A 19,585-nucleotide genomic window follows, 5' to 3' on the forward strand; every position below is an offset into this window, starting at 1 on the left:
GCCCCCGGAAAGCGTTCGCCGTAACTGAAATCAACGGTATTAGTAGCTTCTCTTATTTTTTAGGCAAAATAAAAAGCACCGTCCCAACAAAGGGACGATGCTGTATGCTCGTGGTGCCACCCTTCTTCCTTCTTCGCAAAACGAATCAGAAGCTCTCGGTCAGTTAACGTACTGAGAAACGATGACGGATTGGCCCCGTCACTGCTCGAAGGTAGTAAAGTAAAACGCTTGTGCTAGGAAGCTTGCAGCCGTGTCTTCCCTCTCTAAAAGCCAGTTCGTTAAACTTGTTGTCCTTTTCAATGCATTTATTGTTTATTTACGTACAAAGTATACGCTCGATTTTGCAGAAATGCAATATTGAAAAATAAAACTTTCAATATTTTATTTTCTGCGGTTTGTTCCTGTAATTTCAAGCGGTGTTGTTAATGCCTGTACTCGTTGTAAAATACGGCCCGATTTCATTTCGTCAATTGCCCCATGTTCGGTTACCGCCCATTGTTCTTCCAATTGTTTGTAATTGAAGTTGGACGATATAAACGTCGGTAATTTTTCCGCCATTCGATAATGCAAGATTGACCCGATAATTTCATCTCTTGTCCATGTAGAAATCGGCTCTGAACCTACATCATCCAGCATCAGTACCGGCACTTTTTTTACAAAATCGATTTTCTGCTCAATCGATCCCTCTGTTACCGACGACTTTAATTCTCGGATGAATTCCGGCATATACACTAACAAAGTTTGAATCCGTTCTTTGGATAAAGCATTTGCGATGGCACCTAAAATATAGGTTTTGCCAACACCAAATGTTCCGTATAAATACAGCCCTTTTGCAGGAAGTTCTTTTGTTTCCCGATATTGCTTCCTGAATTCGACCATAAACTGTGTTGCAGCCATACGGGAGTTATCATTCATATCCATTTCATTAAAGTCTGCATTCAGGACATCTTTTGGCATATACATGGTCTTCATCATTGAAGCTAGCTCACGCTGATCATCTTCTTTTAACATTTGCTCACACTTGCGGTAAATAATATTAATCTGACCATTTGAAAGCATTAATTGCGGAACATGGCCTTTATAGAAATTTTGACACTGCGATGTTGAACCGGCTCCACAGCAAGTGTGCTTTTGCTCTACAAATTCAAAAAGTGTCGTCATTCCATATTGAATAACAGCCGAGTTTTCCGTCATATTATGGTCATTCATAAACTGTTGTACACTTGGATGTGATAGCACCCGGTTTTTTAATTCATTATATTTTTGCTCAAATGATGGGATATTAATTTTATTGAGCGAATCTTTTATTGGTTCGATCGTACTCACCTGCTTTTTAATCACTATTTAATTGCTCTAATAACTTTTTGCGTTGCTCTTCAAAATCAATTGGGTTTTGAGTATTGCTAGAATTAGTTTGTTGTACAGGTACCTGATCTTTTTCTTTAAACCAATCCGGCACTACGCCAACTTTCCTTGCACCGCGTTGTTTGTTCTTCTTGTCTTGCATTTCAGTATAAACTTTCGCTTGGGTAATCGTCTGAATTTTATTGTTTCGCCATGTATTTGCGACACTGTTAATATATTTTTCAGGCAATGCACCTTCTGTCTTTTCCATTACATACTCTAGCATGTAATTGACGACAGCCGGGATCATCTTGTAATGCAGGATCAACTTTTCTGCTGTTGCGACAACATACGCAAATGGTTCATGACCATCGTTTAATTCTTTTGTAAAAAGATAAGGCGTCGCTTTTTCATAGCGGGCCAATTCAGGCGTAAACACATAATCCCCCGGATAATATTTCGGTAAATCCTGCTCGGTAATTTTCACGTCTACTTTGTTTTCTTTATAATTTGTTTCAATGTAAGCAAGTGCATCTTTAGCCAACAGGATATCTTTCAGCTGCATATTTAGTGCCAGCGTCTGAATTTGATTACGTCCAAAACGGCTCGTTTTATTCGTTAATATAAATTCAAGAATTGCGTTGACAACACCAACTTTAATGCCATGTTTTAATACAAGGTCATCCACTTGCTTCACTAACATTTCAACCGGTTCTTTACCGTTAAGTAAGTTTTTCATGAAATCATATGGCAATGTTTCATCGAAAGCCGGAATCCATTTTGACATATCCTTAACCGTAACTTTAAATGCAAGCGGTGTATCCATCGTAATTTTAGAAGCCTTCAATTGAGATCCATCGCTTTCTTCAACAATACGAAGGGCTTCCAAAGCATTTGCAGGCGGATTTAACATCCAGTTACCTGCGATTGACTGCACAAAGTTTTTTGTCAGTTTCCCGTTACTCTCGTTGTAGGCATATTCCATCAGCACGTTGACAGCGCCGACCGAAAGCCCTTGCTGCAATACGAGTTCCTCCGCTAAATCGACAATAAATTTTACCGGCTTTTTCCCTTTATACAGCGATTTCAAGAAATAATAAGGAACCGTTTTATCATAGTGAATTGATTGGTCATCTACCGTTAAATAATCTTCTGTCACTTTAATAAGATTGCGTTCATTTCGCTTTTCAATATAGTCCAATGCTTGCTCTGCTGTTTTAATTTGATTGTATCGGATTTCAGATGCCAACGCTTCTACAAACGATTCTGGTAGGTTTCCTTTTGTTGAATCCCAAACATGGCGAATAATGACGTTCGCCACTTCGATCGGTATATCATAAGAACTGTAAAGCGATTCTGCTATTTTCACATGCCCTGAAAACGGTTCTTCACCATGAGTCAATATAAGTAAATACTGATAAGGCGTAGAATTTTTAAAATCAACTAACGCTGAATCAGGAGAATCATTTTTCGAGTTATTATTTTCTTCAACTTTATTCAAATCGTTATTCGTAACCGTAATTTGCGATAAATTTTTCGATTTACGATCACGGTAGCTATGTTCAACTTTTGCAATTTCCATTGTATTTTCAGCTGTTTTTGCACCTTTTTTCAGCCAGTTATTCATGACAACCTTCATAAAGTTTTTATTGTAATTCAGTTCATCATTCATTGAAATATAATGAATCAAAACATTCAATGTGCCGTAAGATACCCCTTTTCTAATGAAATTGTTAAATTCCATTACAACGGATTCCGGTGGCAAATAACCATTAAATTTTTGAAAAACTTCTATCGGTGAGGTTTTTTCTAAATACTCGATTAAACCTTCTTTATCATTAATATTTCGCTGTGTTTTTGCAGGTGCAGTGTTCATTACTTCTACCGAACGGAAAATGTCCTGTTTTTTGATCAGTTTCGGTTTCGAGACACCGACGTTCAACTGGTAATATTCTTCACAGCGTTTTTCCAGCTCTTTTTTTGTAAGTCCATCATCTGTATCCCATGCCAATAACACAATTCTTTGCATGTCCGTTACAGAGAAATTGTACATGAAAGCTAATTTGGCAATAGCAATTTTAATATCAAGTGTAAATAATTTACTCGGAATCAAGTTTTGGCTCATGCCCATCATGAAGCTTTTGAAATCAAATAAGTCATACTCAAACGGGTACGACATTTTTGAACGTTCATTTACCGAACCTGTATTTTCCTGCATGACTTGCTTTAGCTCAGTTTCTGTTATTGCTACAAATGCATCGTTAAAGCTGCATGTCACATCTTTGTATCCATGTAAGGAAATATCATGTTTCGTTAATTTATTTCGCAATGCTTCATACTGTTCACGACCGATTTTTCGTAAAAGTGCTACCGAAAGAATCGAATCGTCAAAAAAATCGCGGCCAGTCAAAGGCGGATATAAAATATACTTCATTGATTTATATGAATCCATCATTTTTTCAAATGACTTCACTAAACCAATTGCCTCTAATACAATTCTTGCTTGTAGTAATTGCTTCGGTTTAAAACTTAATGAATCTAGCAGGTTGCTATGAAAACAAGTTGCTTTTTCCTGTTGTTGTGTTTCAACCCATAACTTTAAATATAATGCGGTAGCTTCAACACCGATAATCGGCTGATAGCATAATTGCAATGCAAGCTGATGCTCACTAGTGATATTTTGAGGGCAATGAATTTCACAATGGTCATATGGATTTAGCTGATTCATCATTACCATTTATCCCTCCTAACACTTATTTGTCATTTGACTGACGGGTCATAATTTCTTTCAGTTCCTCGATAAAGACTGTAATATCTTTAAATTGACGGTAAACAGAGGCGAAGCGCACATAGGCCACCTCATCAATTTTTGCAAGTCGGTCCATCACCATCTCCCCGACATTTTCCGAGCGTACTTCCGCATTGCCTAATCGGCGTAATTCCTTTTCAATTGATAGGACAATCTCTTCTAATTGATCTAATGCAACTGGTCGCTTTTCACATGCGCGGATCAGACCACGCAACACTTTTTCACGACTAAACTCCTCGCGTGAGCTATCCTTTTTCACTACGATTAAAGGGGTTTCTTCAATTTTTTCAAATGTCGTAAAGCGAAAAGCACAAGATTCACATTCACGACGTCTGCGAATTTCTTTATTATCATCAACAGGTCTTGAGTCTACAACGCGTGTACCGTTGTATTGACAAGCTGGACATCTCATATAATAATTTCTCCTAAAAGTTAGTTTATTCTATTATAACAAAAACAACGCGCTTGAAATAGTGCTTCACGCGCGTTGAAATTTTCCAATGGAAAGTCATTCAATTATATAGTGCATTGGTGCTTCACACAATAGAAAAAGCCTTTTGCAAAAATGGTTTGATTTTCCGCAAAAGGTTTTTCTGTTACATCAGACGTATTTACGCCTTTTTGAAGTGATCTATCACATTTTAACAAGCATTAAAATTATGCATTTACTGTTGCTAATTCGTTTGCAATTTTCTTTGTTAAGTCTACTACGCGTGCAGAGTAACCCCACTCATTATCATACCATGCGATAACCTTTACTTTACGGTCTCCCAATACAATCGTAGTTAAGCCGTCTACAGTAGATGAGTACGTTGTTGTATTGTAGTCAGAAGATACTAATGGCTCCATAGAGAAGTTTAAAATACCGTTCATTTTGCCGTCAGCTGCCGCCTTAAATGCCGCATTTACTTCTTCTACTGTAACGTCTTTTTCTACATCTACAACTAAATCAACTAAAGAAACGTTTGGTGTTGGTACACGTAATGCCATACCATGAATTTTCCCATCCAATTCCGGTAATACAAGGCGCAATGCTTTTGCTGCACCAGTTGAAGTTGGGATAATTGATGATCCGCAGTTACGCGCACGACGTAAATCTTTATGAGGGTTATCGATGTTGTTTTGATCGTTTGTATAAGCGTGAACTGTTGTCATTAAGCCGTTTACAATACCGAACTCATCGTTTAATACTTTTGCTACAGGAGCTAAACAGTTTGTCGTACAAGATGCATTTGAAATAACATCATGCTTTGATAAATCCAATTTATCATCATTTACACCTAAAACAACGGTAATATCTTCATTTTTACCAGGAGCAGTTAAAATAACTTTTTTCGCGCCAGCTTCAATATGTTTTGCTGCTTTTTCACGTTCATTAAATTTGCCAGTAGCTTCGATTACGATATCTACACCCATTTGAGCCCATGGTAATTTTAATGGATCGCGTTCACTAACTAATTCAACACGTTTGCCGTTTACAATTAAGGCACCTTCGATTGCTTCTACAGTCCCCGGGAACATACCATGATTTGTGTCATACTTAATTAAATGTGCTAACGTTTCAGATGGATAGCTTGCATTCACCGCTACGATATTCACGTCACCGCGCATCATTGCTTGTCGGAACACCATACGACCAATGCGGCCAAAACCATTAATTGCAATAGAAACTGTCATATTATTTAAATCCTCCTAAAAGTACGATTCATTCGTTTTGTTTATTCGTTGATTAGTATAACACATATTATAAAAAGTTGAACATATTTAATCCACTAAATTAAATTTGTTATTTTCAGATAATACATACCCTCAAAATAAAAACCTCAACCCAATTTTTAATAAAATTAGTTGAGGTTATATTTTACTTCAGTACATTCCATTCATACAAAATATTTTGAAGCTGAATTGCCGTATCTTCCAGCGTACCGTTATTATGAATGACAGCATCAGCTAGCTGTTCTTTTTCTTTTACCGGAATTTGTGAGGCAATACGGGCATTTGCTTCATCTTCCGTAAAGCCGTTTCGTTCCATTAAGCGCTGCAGCTGAACTTCTTTATTTACAGAAACAACAATGATTTTTTCAACGAAATGTTCCAGCTTGCTTTCAAATAACAGCGGAATATCCATGAAAATGTTTTTTTCTCCATAAGACATTAATTCATCACGCTGACGCAGCATTTCTTCACGAATAGCCGGATGTATAATGCTATTTAAAGTTTTTCGCATTTCTTCATCATGAAAAATAATACTTCCCACTTTTGCACGGTCCATTGAACCATCGTGTGCAACGACTTCCGGTCCAAATGCTTCCGCAATTTTTTTTAATGTCGGTGTACCAGGCTCGACTACTTGCCGCGCCACTAAATCGGCATCAACGATTGGTAATCCGTATGACTCAATCATTTTAGCAACTGTACTCTTTCCACTGGCAATACTACCTGTTAAACCAATAATCACAGCAATTCCCCTTTATTTTTGACATTGCGGACAATATGTTGATGTTCTGCCCGCAATTACGAGCGACTCTGTATTTGTTTCACATACAACACATTGCTTTTTCCCATACATTTTCAGTCGATGCTGCATTGTTCCAGCACCACCATTAATACTGCGATAGTCTGAAATTGTCGATCCGCCCGAATCTATGCTTTCCTGCAACACATCACAAATCACACGAAAGAGCGTCGTCTTCTGCTCGCGGCTTAACTCATTCGTTGCTTTTCCAGGATGAATAAGCATTTTGAACAATGCTTCGGTTGCATAAATATTCCCGCAACCAGAAATTACCTGACCGTCCATGATGACTTCTTTAATCGGTTTTTTCGCGAATTTCGGTTTTTCACTTTGCATGATGAAAAAATCACAGGCGATTTCATCAAAAGGCTCCGGTGCCATTTTTAACAATGGTGGATGATCGGCAATTTCTTTAATAAACCGTAATTCACCAAAACGGCGGATATCTGCATAGACAAGCAATTCTCCGCTTGCCAATGTGAATATTGCATGAATATGCTTGCGGAATTTTTCTTCCGTTATCTCCAGCACATCAGTAACAACAAACCATGCGCCACTCATCCCTAAATGATTCACTAAAATAAAACGTTCATCATCTTTCTTGAGATGAAAGAATATATATTTTGATCTGCGCTCCAATTTATCGATTTTCATATCGCGTACTAATAGTTCAAACTGAGAAGGCTTTGCGTTTTTTACAATCGCCTGTTTTCCAGCTTCATGTGATGTATAAACAACATCCGACAAAGAGACAGATTCAATCGTCTTTCCTTCTACAATTGGCCGTAAATCACGTACGACCCCTTCTACTTCTGGTAATTCCGGCATAAATGGTACTCCTTATTTCGCATCGTACCATGTAGCACCATATGAAAACTCAACCTTTAAAGGCACACTTAACTTAATTGCATTTTCCATAACTTCAGGTACGATACGTTCTAAAATTTCAATTTCTTCTTTTGGTGCTTCAAAAATAAGCTCATCGTGAACTTGTAATAATAACTTCGTCTGTAATCCTTCTTGTTCAAGGCGTGCGTTCATATCAATCATTGCTTTTTTAATAATATCCGCTGCACTTCCTTGAATTGGTGTATTCATCGCAGTACGCTCTGCAAAACTTCTTAAATTGAAGTTCGAGCTTGTAATGTCCGGCAAGTAGCGGCGGCGATTTAAAATCGTTGTAACGAACCCTGCTTTCTTTGCCTCTTCAATACTTGTATCCATATAGTTTTTTACACCCGGGAAGCTTTGCAAATAGTTTTCGATAAAAATTGCCGCTTCTTTACGGGTAATATCAAGGCTTTGCGATAAGCCGTAATCACTAATCCCGTATACAATACCAAAGTTAACAGCTTTTGCAGTGCGACGCATTAAACTTGTCACTTCGTCCGGATTCTCAAGATTAAACACATCCATCGCCGTACGCGTATGGATGTCCATCCCTTGCTGGAATGCCTCTACAAGCGCATCATCTCCGCACATATGAGCCAATACGCGCAGCTCAATCTGTGAATAGTCCGCAGCAAACAAAATCCAATCCTTTTTCGACGGAACAAATGCTTTTCGAATTTTGCGTCCTTCTTCTAAACGAATCGGGATATTTTGTAAATTCGGGTTCGTTGAGCTTAAACGCCCAGTTGAAGTTAATGCCTGCTGGAATCGGGTATGCACTTTTGAATCTTCTTTATGCACTTCTTTTATTAAACCTTCAATATATGTTGACTGCAGTTTCGCAAGCGTTCGGTACTCAAGAATATGCTTCACAATGTCATGCTCGGACTGTAACTTCTCCAGTACATCGGCTGCTGTTGAATATCCTGTCTTTGTCTTTTTAATGACAGGTAAGCCTAATTTATCAAATAAGATAACACCAAGCTGTTTCGGTGAATTAATATTGAATTTCTCGCCTGCCAGCTCATAAATTGTCGCTTCCATTACTTCAAGCTTTGCTTTCAAATCATCACCCATTTGACGTAATGTATCAATATTGACAGTTATCCCTTCGCTCTCCATTTTCCCTAAAATATGTGCAAGCGGCAGCTCCAGCTCCTTGTATAATTCAAACTGTTCATTTTCCTTCAGCTTTTGCTCTAATAAAGGCTGCAGCTTCCAAACTGCTACCGCTTTTCGGCTCACATGTTCAGCTACATGATCCGCACCTGGAACAACCCACTTCGCCCCTTTTCCGTAGATTGCTTCATTGGATTGGACATCCTGATAACCGAATTCCTTTGCAAGCGTTGCCACATCATCACCTGATATCGACGGCTTTAAAATGTACGAAGCTAATAATAAATCGAACTCCACGCCTTTAAGCTCAATCCCTAAACGATGAAGCATTGCTTGTGTTGCTTTACTGTCCACAATATACTTTTTCTTAGTTTCATCTTGCAGCCATGCTTTTAAGTCCGCATTATCAACTACATTATCAATCGCTGTATAAACCGTACGTTCTCCGTCTGACAAGGCTAAACCGAGTGCATTACAGCTATGGTAATGTTCGTTTTCCAACTCGAGGTGGATTGCCATCGTTTCTTTTAACATGTCGCCTGTAATAGCCTGTACATTTTCAAATACTAATTCAGCTTGTTCCGTTTCTACTGCTTCAAAATCACTTTTTTCAATTAAAGATTTAAAGCCAAGCTCTTGCCATACATTAAGAAGTGCTTCCTCATCCGGACCTGCATATGCTAAATCATCAAGTGAAATTGTTAGTGGTGCATCTGTATGAATTGTCGCAAGCTTTTTTGATAAGTGAGCCATTTCTTCATTGTCTACCAGCTTTTCTTTCATTTTCGAAGCTTTCAATGAATCCATCGCTTCATATAATTTTTCAATCGTCCCGTGTTCTTTCAATAATTTAATCGCTGTTTTTTCACCAACGCCTGGAACTCCCGGAATATTATCGGATTGATCTCCCATAAGCCCTTTCATATCGATAATTTGCTCCGGTGTCAGTCCATACTTTTCTTCAATATGTGTAGGTGTATATTTTTCGATATCGGTAATCCCTTTACGGGTAATATATACTGTGACATCCTCTGTTGCGAGCTGCGTTAAATCTTTATCTCCTGAAACAACGATAACTTCGATCCCTTGTCCAGCAGCCTGTTTTGCTAACGTTCCGATAATGTCATCTGCTTCGTACATTTCCAGTTCATAGCGTTTAATGTTGTATGCATCAATCAGTTTTCGAATATAAGGGAATTGTTCGGAAAGCTCTGGCGGAGTTTTTTGACGGCCCCCTTTATATTCACCGAATGATTCATGACGAAAAGTCGTTTTGCCGGCATCAAACGCAACAAGCATTTGTGTCGGATTTTCCTCACCGATAATTTTTTGAAGCATCGTTGTAAATCCGTAAGTCGCATTTGTATGAATCCCGCTGTCATTTGTCAGCAGCGGCAATGCAAAAAAGGCACGATAAGCCAATGAGTTTCCATCTAGTAAAAGCAATTTTTGTTTTGTCATGCAAGTTCCTCCAATAATATATCAATTTTGCCTTGGCGTAATTGCGTCCAGATTCGGGTTAGGCACAAAGGATGTGGGTCAGTCAGCCATTAAGGGACATGCAATACTCTTCAGGAACCATAAACCGATTCTTTGACATCCGCCGGAGGCACCAACTTCATTTAGCAGATGTTTTAACATTCGCAAATGACATTCGGTACGATTATATGTTCTCTTTCTACTTTAGCGATTGTTCACATGAATTGCCAATATTTAATGTGGTGTTCGTCAGATTTTTTAAGGAAACAAAAAGGCCCCTATTGCTAGGAGCCTGTAATCTTTATTTTAACTTTTTAAATTTAAAGTTCTTCACTACTTCGCGTTTTTCTTCATAAAATACTTCTTCAAAAATTACCGTTAATAAAAAGGCATTTAAAAATGGTATGATGACATACATCGGCATGCCGCCTAAATCATATGGCATTAACCCGCGCGCAAATACTTCTACAAATCCAATTTGTGTGAAATAAAAAATCATACCAATACCAACTTGCCAAATCGGACGCTTATCTTCACGTTTCTCAAACCATAGTACTTTCTTGAATGAATCCCGCACATCTTCTGCAATAAATAAACTTAATAGTAAAATAACAATAAATAAAATTGGTATATGGAAAATTTCCACCTTCACGAAATTAATATTAGACTGATAAAAAAGCGCCGTTACAGATGTTGCCATAATAAAAGCAATTAAACTATTCTGTATTACTTTACTCAAACTTCGCCACTCCCCCTATATGAACTAACTATACTATAGTATAACAGCAAAATAATAGTTTCCAATAATATAATTTGAAAATTTAATGAAGTTTTTTCCCATGCAAAGAAAAGCCAATTAGAATGGCTGATTCTAATTGGCTTTTACATTATTTAATCTATTTGACCGGATAACAGTTTTGCATATGGCGAGTCTGACGGGATGATAATCATCGTCTCATTGCCGATTGTTTTCTTATATGATTCTAACGTTCTGAATAAACTGTAGAATTCCGGGTCTTTCGAGTAGGCAGCATTATAAATTTGTGCGGCCTGTGCTTCTCCTTCTGCACGGATGACAGATGCTTCTTTGTTTGCTTTCGCAAGAGTCACTTGAACTTCCTGGTCTGTTTTCGCCTCTTTACTGCGCTTTTCCGCATCCCCTTCTGACAGATACTTTTGCGCAATCGATTGACGTTCAGAAACCATTCTTGTATAAACAGACTGTTCGTTTTCCTCAGGTAAATCTGTACGGCGAATACGTACATCAATTACTTCAATACCAAAGTTGGCTGAATCGATTAATTCATTGACGCGTTGAGTAACACGGTCATTAATGTTCCCGCGTTTCGAATCCTTTTCATTAATAATATCGCCGTATTCCGTTTGACCGAATTCTGTACGAAGTGCCGAATAAATGAACTCCTCCATACGATTTTCCGCATTGAGCAACTGTCCTGCATTTGAAATTAACGCTTTTGGATCCGTTACACGCCAAACAGTATAGTTATCAATAATAATTCGCTTTTTATCCTTTGTACTGATCTCTTCTTCTGTCATATCATGTGTCATTAAATTGCTTGGTAAAGTTGTCACACTTTGAATGAACGGGATTTTCATATGAAGTCCCGGTTCACTTTCATACTTGACTACTTCCCCGAACTGACGAACTACTTTATATTCATTTTCTTTAACAATATACAGATTCGCAAATACGACAATTAATGCTGCAAACACAACCGTTAATACAATAGCAGAAGAAACCCATTGTTTTACATTTATCGGCTTCTTATCTTTCTTTAATGGTGTTGGTGCTTTTTTTCCATTTGTATTACCGCTATTTACTTGTTGTTCAGCGTCGTTTGCTTTCGGTACTTCCTTCACTTCTTTCGACCCTTTTTTGTTGCCGAAAAGTTTTTTCACAAACTCATCTAAATCGCCGTCAAAGTTATTTTTGTTGTTACTCATTCACTTTTGCTCCCTTCTTTTTTCTCTTCTGTAGAAGGAGGTGTCGTTTGCATTGGCTGGATCGGCAAGTACTTCATCGTACCGCTGCCGTCATCATTCATAATATAAATTTGGGCATTCGGTAATACTGCCTCCAATGTTTCGAGCACTAATCGTTCACGTGTAATATCTTTATTCAGACGGTATTCATCATAAAGCTGGTTAAATAAAGCTACTTCACCTGTAGCTTGCTCGATACGTGAAGCCTTTTCCCCTTCTGCCTTCGAAAGAATTGCAGCTGCTTCACCAACCGCTTCACTTACTCGCTGGTTTTCGTATTTTTCCGCTTCGTTAATCTTTGTATTTTTTGTCTCTCGTGCATCGGTAACATCTGTGAAAGCTGCACGCACTTCTGCATTCGGCACCTCTACATCTTGCAGCTTTACTCCTAAAACCCCAATACCGATATCGTATTTTTCGATTAACGATACAAGCAATTCGCGTGTCTCTGCTTCAATATCCGCTTTACCATCCGTTAATGCCTCATCGATTGTTGAGCTGCCTATGATGGAACGAATCGCACTGGATGTCGCATTATGTAAAATCGCTCGCGGCTCCTGTGAACTAAATAAATATTTTTTTGGCTCAACAATACGCCATTGAACAACAAGATCTGTTAAAACAATATTTTCATCACCTGTAATCATTTTTGTTTCTTTATCGAATGCTTCAACCGTACCGTCCGGGTTTTGCTTATAGCCAAATTGTAAACTGTACGTTTCTTTTGATAAAATTTCTACAGACTGTATTGGCCACGGTAATTTAAAATGAAGTCCTGAATCTTGTATTGTTTCATCCGCTTGACCAAATGTAATCACTACTGCCTGTTCCGATTCATCTACTGTATACCAGGATGTCGTCACAACAATAATACCTACGACAGCCATGAGAATAAGCGCTACCCACATTAATGTTCTTTTTACACTCATCATATAAAGCCTCCTTACTTTTCAATTTCCTCTTATTCTACGGGTAACCATTTGTAAAAGTTTCATATTTTTTCAAATTGAGGGGTCAGAAATTTAGACATAAAAAAACTACACAGAAAGCTTCCAATTTTCTGCGCAGTTTCTTCATTATTATATTCAATCCCAAGTTTTGCGTTACCTTCTTTTAGAAACGGGGGTTTCTATAAAGAACTATAACACCGCAATATAAAGGTTATTTAAATGTTTTGTAAATATACTGTTAAGCTTCAATCTTTCAATGGCAGGTACACTTTAATACTCGTACCTTTACCAACTTCACTTTGTACTATAATTTTCCCGTTATGTGCTTCAATCAAATGCTTTACAATGGACAAACCAAGGCCTGTCCCTCCAGAATTTCGGCTTCGTGCCCGATCTACCCTGTAAAAGCGCTCGAAAATACGTGAAATCTCTGCTTTTTCAATACCGATACCTTCGTCTTTCACTTCAAATATCCCGTATTTGTCATTGGCACTAATACGCAGTGTAACCGTTGTTTCTTCTTTAGAATAGGCGATCGCATTGTTAATCAAATTCGTAAATATTTGCATTAGCCGATTTACATCACCTAAAATAACAGCATCCTGCTCTATTTCAACATCAAACTGCATATTTTTATTTTCTAATTGCGCGCTTGTCAAATCAACAACCCGAACTAAAATATCCTGCAGCTTTGTCGGCACTACATCGAGTGTAAAACCATGTCTCTCAATTTTGGATAGCTCGAGCAAATCATTGACGAGCACTTGAATGCGATTGCTTTCATCATGAATAATCGTTAAAAAGGAAAGCAGCATCTGCTCATCATTAAACGCTCCGTCAAGAAGCGTCTCAGAAAATCCTTTGATCGATGTAATCGGTGTACGTAGCTCGTGCGATACGTTTGCGACGAAATCTTTACGAATCTGCTCCAATCGTACAAGTTCACTCACATCATGCATTACAATTACGACACCGAGCCAGCGTCCATGTTCTCCAACAACCGGAGCCCCGTAAACTTGCTCATAATACACTTCATTTGCGATTTCCATTTCAAGCTGCTGACGATATGGTAATTCCGTTAAAAATACATGATCAATAAACTTTTCAAGCTCTTTTGGCAGCCCGAGCATCATAAAATTATTGCCAATGAGCTTCTCTTTAGGCAGCTCAAATAATGTTTGGAATTTCTTATTAACAATCGAAATATTCCCTTCCCGGTCAATCATCATTAAGGCACTGCCCATATTTTCAATTAATGTTTTTAATCGCTCTTCCTCAATAGCTCTTGTTTTCGTAATATCCTGCAAATTGCGCGCCAGAATATTAATGGAATTTCTCAACTCAACAATCGTAGTCGGACCATTCGCAAAAGCGCGCGCACGGTAATTTCCTTTTGATAGCTCTCTCGCGGTTTTTGTAATATTAATAATCGGTGTTATAAAATTGCTCACAACCCGATATGCCATAAAAGTCATTACAATGAGACCGCCAAATAATAATGCGGCAATGATTAAATATATTTTTTGTTTTGTACTTTGTAGTCCTTCAGCCTGTCTATCTATTGCATAAGTGCCTAATATGGCTTCTTTCTGTGTCTCAGTAAGTTCTATTTTCTCCTGCTCGATCACTTGCTCCAATTGCTGCTCAGAATCCTTTGTCACTTCATAAACAAACTCATCTGCGAAAAATGGAAAAAGCTGCCCTATGAACAGTCCTAGAACAGCTAAACTTGATCCAATTACTAAAATAAACGAATAAAATAAACGATTTTTCATTGCATTCATTATTTTTTTGGCTCCTCAAATTTATAACCTAAACCACGGATTGTTTTAATATACAGTGGTTTACGACTATTTTCTTCAATTTTATCCCGCAGATGACTAATATGTACGTCTACAATTCGAGTATCCCCGGCAAAATCGTAGTTCCATACGGCACTAAGCAGCTGATCGCGTGTTAAAACACGGTTTTTATTTTCAAGCAAGTAAACAAGCAATTCAAATTCTTTTGGCGTGAATTCCAAAGACTCATCATCGATAAATGCTTCAAATCGCTCCGGGAAAACTTTTAAATTACCAAATGTGTAGACTACTTCACTCGATTCGACTGTTTCTTCCACAACTGGTCCCGAGAAACGTCGCAACACAGCCTTCACTCGTGCAATTACTTCACGCGGGCTGAACGGCTTTGTCATGTAATCATCAGCCCCAAGCTCTAGACCTAATACTTTATCAAATTCATCGTCTCTCGCAGTCAACATAATTATCGGTATATTGATACGCAATCGTCGTAATTCTTTACAGACTTCGACCCCATCAAGTTTTGGCAGCATTAAATCCAATAAAATCAGATCCGGTGATTGTTCTACTGCTGTATCAAGACCTGCCTGACCATCATGCGCCAATAGAACGTCAAAACCTGCTTGTTCCAAGTTATATTTTAATAGTGTTGCAATTGGCATTTCATCTTCTACTACTAAAACCGTTTTAACCATTATAAGTTCCTCCAAAATCGATTTGAAACCCCCATCTCAAAATCAATCTTCCAGTGGTTGGCTATCAACTATTTCTTTAAATATGTACTGAATAAAGCACTACCTTCATAGTAACAACTTTTTTTGAAAAGTACAATTATTCCTCTGTTCAGCTATCTATATGCTCATTGTTATTCGAAGAAATCTAATCCATATTATTTCGATAGGTAAAATAATTTTTACTATTGACTGAATATTTATTATTATGGTAACATTTAGAAAAATTGTTCATGCGCACTATTTAAAGAGCCTGTGTAAATTTTTTTATTAATAATCCCTAGTAATTCAATATGTTAAGTATTTTAACGGAAAGTAGGTGCTTCCATGACAAATGGAATCAATATTGAGTTAGTAAATTTAACAAAAAGTTTCGGTGAAAAACAAGTATTAAAGGATATTAATTTAACAATCCCCGCTGGACAATTTGTTGCCATCGTCGGGAAAAGCGGATGCGGGAAAAGTACGCTTCTCCGTATCATTGCAAATTTAGAACAAAAAACGTCAGGAGAATCTTTAAAAGACGGTATTCAACAGGAAGACTTTTCAGGCGTTCGCGTCATGTTTCAGGAAGATCGTTTACTCCCATGGCTGTCTGTATTAGAAAATGTAGGGGTAGGCACAGAATTGAAAAAGGATTGGCAACCACTTGCATTAAAATCACTTGAACATGTGGGATTAAAAGACCGCGCAAAAGAGTGGCCACATGTACTGTCAGGTGGCCAAAAACAACGGGTTGCATTAGCTCGTGCGCTTAGTGCACAGCCAAGACTTTTATTGTTGGATGAACCGCTTGGTGCATTAGATGCGCTGACTCGACTTGAAATGCAAAATCTAATTGAACAGCTGTGGCTAAACCAGAAATATACATCGTTGCTCGTGACACATGATGTGGCAGAAGCCATTGCATTGGCAGATCGGATTATTTTAATCGAAGACGGAATCGTTGCTTTAGATTTGCCGGTAAAACTCCCTCGACCAAGAACGCGGTCAAATCCACAATTTGCGGAGCTCGAGGAAATTCTGCTTCAGTATTTATTAGGACAACAAACAAAAACGGAAACATCGAATAAACAAAAAGAATTACAGGCAATTATTTAAGGAGGTATTACAAATGAAAAAACTATTATCCATCTTTTTTCTCTTAACTTTATCGGTTATTTTAGTCGGGTGCGCATCATCGAATGCAGAAAATAAAAAAGTACGCATTGGCTATCAGAAAAACGGGACAACATTGCTATTAAAATCGAATGGCGAATTGGAATCACGATTAATGGAATTAGGTTATTCAGTGGAATGGTCTGAATTCAATACAGGAAGTTCGATTCTTGAAGCATTAAACTCCGGGGCCATCGATTTTGCCAATGCAAGTGATGCACCATCAATGATGGCACTATCAAAAGGAATGAATTTCAAATACATTGCAGGTGAAGAATCGTCTCCACAAATGGAAGGTATTTTAGTGAAAAATGATGGATCTATCCAATCTATCGAACAATTGAAAGGAAAAAAAATTGCGTACAATAAAGCTTCAATTTCAGAGTATTTATTAGTTACTGCTCTAGCAACAGTTAACTTGACTCTGGACGATGTAGAATCGGTTATTTTAAGCCCGGCAGATGCAAATATTGCTTTTGAGAACGGCGATGTGGATGCATGGGTAATTTGGGATCCGTATATGACGGTTTCCGAAAGTAAAGGCAATCAAATCTTAACTACAGCAGAAGGTATTGTTGAACACCGCAGTTTCTACTATTCATCTGATAAATTCATCGAATCCAATAAGGATGCGGTCGTTGCCTATGTGGAAGAACTATCTAAAGTTGGTGAAGCCATTGATACTGATTCAAGCGAGGCAGCAGAAATTCTTGAAGAGAATACAGGTATTGCCGCAGATATATGGGTAACAAGCTTAGCCCGCCGTTCATCTGTAGCTAGTTATTTGGATGAAGGCGCTCAAGCAGATTTACAAAGACTAAATGAAGATTTATATGACATTGGCTTAACAAGTAATCTTGTAGAAAATCTCGAAAACCATATTTGGAAACCATAAGAGGTGAGAAAAATGAAGAAGAAAAAATGGATTCATTTGATTGAGCCATGGATCATCCCAATTTTAATTATTATCATATGGGAAGTATCGAATAAAACAGGTATTCTGGCCAACACAGTTTTGCCTGCCCCTTCCGATGTAGTAAAAGCAGGCTATGAACAAGCTGTTTCCGGTGTTCTGTTTGATCATCTTCAAATTAGTACGACGCGTGCTTTAATTGGGTTCCTAATCGGCGGCAGTATCGCTTTTGTCATCGGTATTTTAAATGGAATTGTTCCTTTTGCACAGCGTTATTTAGATACAACTATTCAAATGCTGCGAAACATCCCGAATTTGGCACTCATCCCTTTAGTTATTATTTGGTTTGGTGTGGGTGAAGAAGGAAAGATTTTCTTAGTTGCAATCAGCGTATTTTTCCCGATTTATGTCAATACATACCATGGTATCCGCAATGTTGATCCACGGTTAATCGAAATGGGTAAAATTTATAATCTTTCGAAATACAAGCTGTTTTTTAAAGTAATTATTTTAGGTGCAATGCCATCGATTTTGGTCGGTATTCGCTACTCATTAGGAATTATGTGGCTTACTTTAATTGTTGCAGAAACAGTAGCAGCAAGTTCGGGAATCGGCTATATGTCGATGAATGCCCGTGAGTATATGCAACTTGATATTGTTGTGTTGGCGATTATTTTATATGCGATTTTAGGAAAAATTGCAGATTCCATTGCAAAACTATTAGAGAAGAAATTATTAAAATGGAATCCCGTGTATCAATAAATGAAAAACCAAAAAGGGCCTCGGTAATAACCGAAACCCTTTTTTATTTATTTCAGTGCTTTCATTACATCTTTTACGGCATCTGCGGATTGATCTAACGCTGCTTTTTCATCTGCTGTAAGCTCAAGTTCGAATATTCTCTCGATACCGCCAGCACCTAATAATGTCGGAACACCTAAATAAATCCCCTCATAACCGTATTCACCTTCTAAATAGGCAATTGCCGGTAAGACTCGTTTTTGATCCTTTATAATTGCCTCTGCCATTTCCACCATTGCCGCAGCCGGTGCATAATAAGCCGAGCCATTCCCTAATAAATTCACGATTTCACCACCACCTACACGTGTACGCTGTACAATTTCCTCTAAACGTTGTGCAGGTATTAAGCTTTGTAAAGGAACGCCTCCTACCGAAGCATACCGTATTAAAGGCACCATTGTATCACCGTGACCTCCTAATACAAGTGCAGATATATCTTTTACCGATACATTCAGTTCCTCGGCAATAAATGCACGGAAACGGGCAGTATCCAACACACCCGATTGTCCAATTACCCGATGTTTCGGGAAACCAGATTCTTTAAATACTGTATAGGTCATCGCATCAACTGGATTTGTAAGAACAATAATCGTTGCATCAGGTGAAGTACGAGCAATTTCTGATGCAACGGCTTTCATGACACCTTGATTAATCTGTACTAAATCATCTCGACTCATTCCTGGCTTCCGGGCAACACCCGCAGTTATTAAAACGACATCTGAGTTTGCGGTATCCTCATAATCGGAAGAGCCTTTTACATAAGAATCAAAGCCTTGTACAGGCGATGCTTCCCACATATCCAATGCTTTTCCCTTCGTAGGATTTTCTGCTGATGGAAGATCAATAATTACAACATCACCTAGTTCTTTTTGCGCTGCCAAAAATGCTGCGGTTGCCCCTGTAAAACCACTACCAATAACGGAGATTTTTTTACGTTTTAATGTCACCAAGAACCACTCCTTCATCGTAAATAGATTTGTGTCATGAAAATTATATAAAAAAAAAGAGAGAAAACATAATGCTTTCTCCCTTTTTTTACTATTAATTATTTCAAATCTCAAAGTAAACTATT

General features: G+C 38.0%; 16 protein-coding genes. 3 read left to right on the forward strand and 13 right to left on the reverse strand.

Annotation, left to right across the window (positions count from 1 at the left end):
• Window positions 1-381 precede the first annotated feature (381 nt).
• The 12 genes from dnaI to MKY07_RS13845 form a co-directional block, all read right to left on the reverse strand.
• Window positions 382-1,341, reverse strand: a complete 960-nt coding sequence (dnaI, locus tag MKY07_RS13790; RefSeq protein ID WP_008407732.1) for a primosomal protein DnaI — start codon at window positions 1,339-1,341, stop codon at window positions 382-384.
• Entirely contained in the window at window positions 1,334-4,075 is a 2,742-nt protein-coding gene (locus MKY07_RS13795; protein WP_238541494.1) for a DnaD domain protein, read from the reverse strand. The genes dnaI and MKY07_RS13795 overlap by 8 nt, the downstream gene beginning before the upstream one ends.
• A gap of 22 nt (window positions 4,076-4,097) precedes the next feature.
• On the reverse strand, window positions 4,098-4,565 hold the full coding sequence (gene nrdR, locus MKY07_RS13800) for a transcriptional regulator NrdR (protein ID WP_008407735.1): 468 nt from the start codon (window positions 4,563-4,565) through the stop codon (window positions 4,098-4,100).
• A gap of 245 nt (window positions 4,566-4,810) precedes the next feature.
• Window positions 4,811-5,830 (reverse strand): glyceraldehyde-3-phosphate dehydrogenase, encoded by a 1,020-nt coding sequence (locus tag MKY07_RS13805; RefSeq protein WP_339262707.1) that lies wholly within the window; start codon window positions 5,828-5,830, stop codon window positions 4,811-4,813.
• Window positions 5,831-6,014: 184 nt separating this feature from the next.
• Window positions 6,015-6,611: a dephospho-CoA kinase gene (gene coaE / locus MKY07_RS13810; RefSeq protein WP_008407739.1), complete on the reverse strand. Its 597-nt coding sequence runs from the start codon at window positions 6,609-6,611 to the stop codon at window positions 6,015-6,017.
• A gap of 12 nt (window positions 6,612-6,623) precedes the next feature.
• Window positions 6,624-7,496: a bifunctional DNA-formamidopyrimidine glycosylase/DNA-(apurinic or apyrimidinic site) lyase gene (gene mutM / locus MKY07_RS13815; RefSeq protein ID WP_008407741.1), complete on the reverse strand. Its 873-nt coding sequence runs from the start codon at window positions 7,494-7,496 to the stop codon at window positions 6,624-6,626.
• A 12-nt stretch (window positions 7,497-7,508) separates the two neighbouring features.
• Window positions 7,509-10,139 (reverse strand): DNA polymerase I, encoded by a 2,631-nt coding sequence (polA, locus tag MKY07_RS13820; RefSeq protein ID WP_065215517.1) that lies wholly within the window; start codon window positions 10,137-10,139, stop codon window positions 7,509-7,511.
• Window positions 10,140-10,458: 319 nt separating this feature from the next.
• A complete protein-coding gene (locus MKY07_RS13825) occupies window positions 10,459-10,896 on the reverse strand; it encodes a DNA polymerase I (RefSeq protein WP_082990807.1) in 438 nt (145 codons plus the stop codon).
• Between the two features lie 152 nt (window positions 10,897-11,048).
• Window positions 11,049-12,122 carry a protease modulator HflC gene (locus tag MKY07_RS13830; RefSeq protein WP_339262711.1) on the reverse strand — a complete coding sequence of 358 codons (1,074 nt, stop codon included), beginning with the start codon at window positions 12,120-12,122 and terminating at the stop codon, window positions 11,049-11,051.
• Window positions 12,119-13,090 carry an FtsH protease activity modulator HflK gene (gene hflK, locus MKY07_RS13835; RefSeq protein WP_173364536.1) on the reverse strand — a complete coding sequence of 324 codons (972 nt, stop codon included), beginning with the start codon at window positions 13,088-13,090 and terminating at the stop codon, window positions 12,119-12,121. Before hflK ends, MKY07_RS13830 begins: the two co-directional genes overlap by 4 nt.
• 266 nt (window positions 13,091-13,356) lie before the next feature.
• Window positions 13,357-14,895 (reverse strand): ATP-binding protein, encoded by a 1,539-nt coding sequence (locus MKY07_RS13840; RefSeq protein ID WP_339262713.1) that lies wholly within the window; start codon window positions 14,893-14,895, stop codon window positions 13,357-13,359.
• A complete protein-coding gene (locus tag MKY07_RS13845; protein WP_008407749.1) occupies window positions 14,895-15,605 on the reverse strand; it encodes a response regulator transcription factor in 711 nt (236 codons plus the stop codon). The genes MKY07_RS13840 and MKY07_RS13845 overlap by 1 nt, the downstream gene beginning before the upstream one ends.
• A gap of 363 nt (window positions 15,606-15,968) precedes the next feature.
• On the opposite strand from MKY07_RS13845, the gene MKY07_RS13850 reads away from it, so the two are divergent.
• From MKY07_RS13850 to MKY07_RS13860, 3 genes are read left to right on the forward strand one after another with little or no spacing between them, the layout of a single operon-like run.
• Window positions 15,969-16,742 carry an ATP-binding cassette domain-containing protein gene (locus MKY07_RS13850; protein WP_339262715.1) on the forward strand — a complete coding sequence of 258 codons (774 nt, stop codon included), beginning with the start codon at window positions 15,969-15,971 and terminating at the stop codon, window positions 16,740-16,742.
• Window positions 16,743-16,755: 13 nt separating this feature from the next.
• Complete coding sequence (locus tag MKY07_RS13855; protein WP_339262716.1) at window positions 16,756-17,694, forward strand: sulfonate ABC transporter substrate-binding protein; 939 nt, start codon at window positions 16,756-16,758, stop codon at window positions 17,692-17,694.
• Between the two features lie 12 nt (window positions 17,695-17,706).
• Window positions 17,707-18,474 carry an ABC transporter permease subunit gene (locus MKY07_RS13860; RefSeq protein ID WP_008407752.1) on the forward strand — a complete coding sequence of 256 codons (768 nt, stop codon included), beginning with the start codon at window positions 17,707-17,709 and terminating at the stop codon, window positions 18,472-18,474.
• Between the two features lie 47 nt (window positions 18,475-18,521).
• On the opposite strand, the gene mdh is transcribed toward MKY07_RS13860, so the two are convergent.
• Window positions 18,522-19,460, reverse strand: a complete 939-nt coding sequence (mdh, locus tag MKY07_RS13865; RefSeq protein WP_339262718.1) for a malate dehydrogenase — start codon at window positions 19,458-19,460, stop codon at window positions 18,522-18,524.
• Window positions 19,461-19,585 lie beyond the last annotated feature (125 nt).

This window comes from Solibacillus sp. FSL W7-1472 (genome assembly GCF_037969775.1).
Classification (GTDB): Bacteria; Bacillota; Bacilli; order Bacillales_A; family Planococcaceae; genus Solibacillus; species Solibacillus silvestris.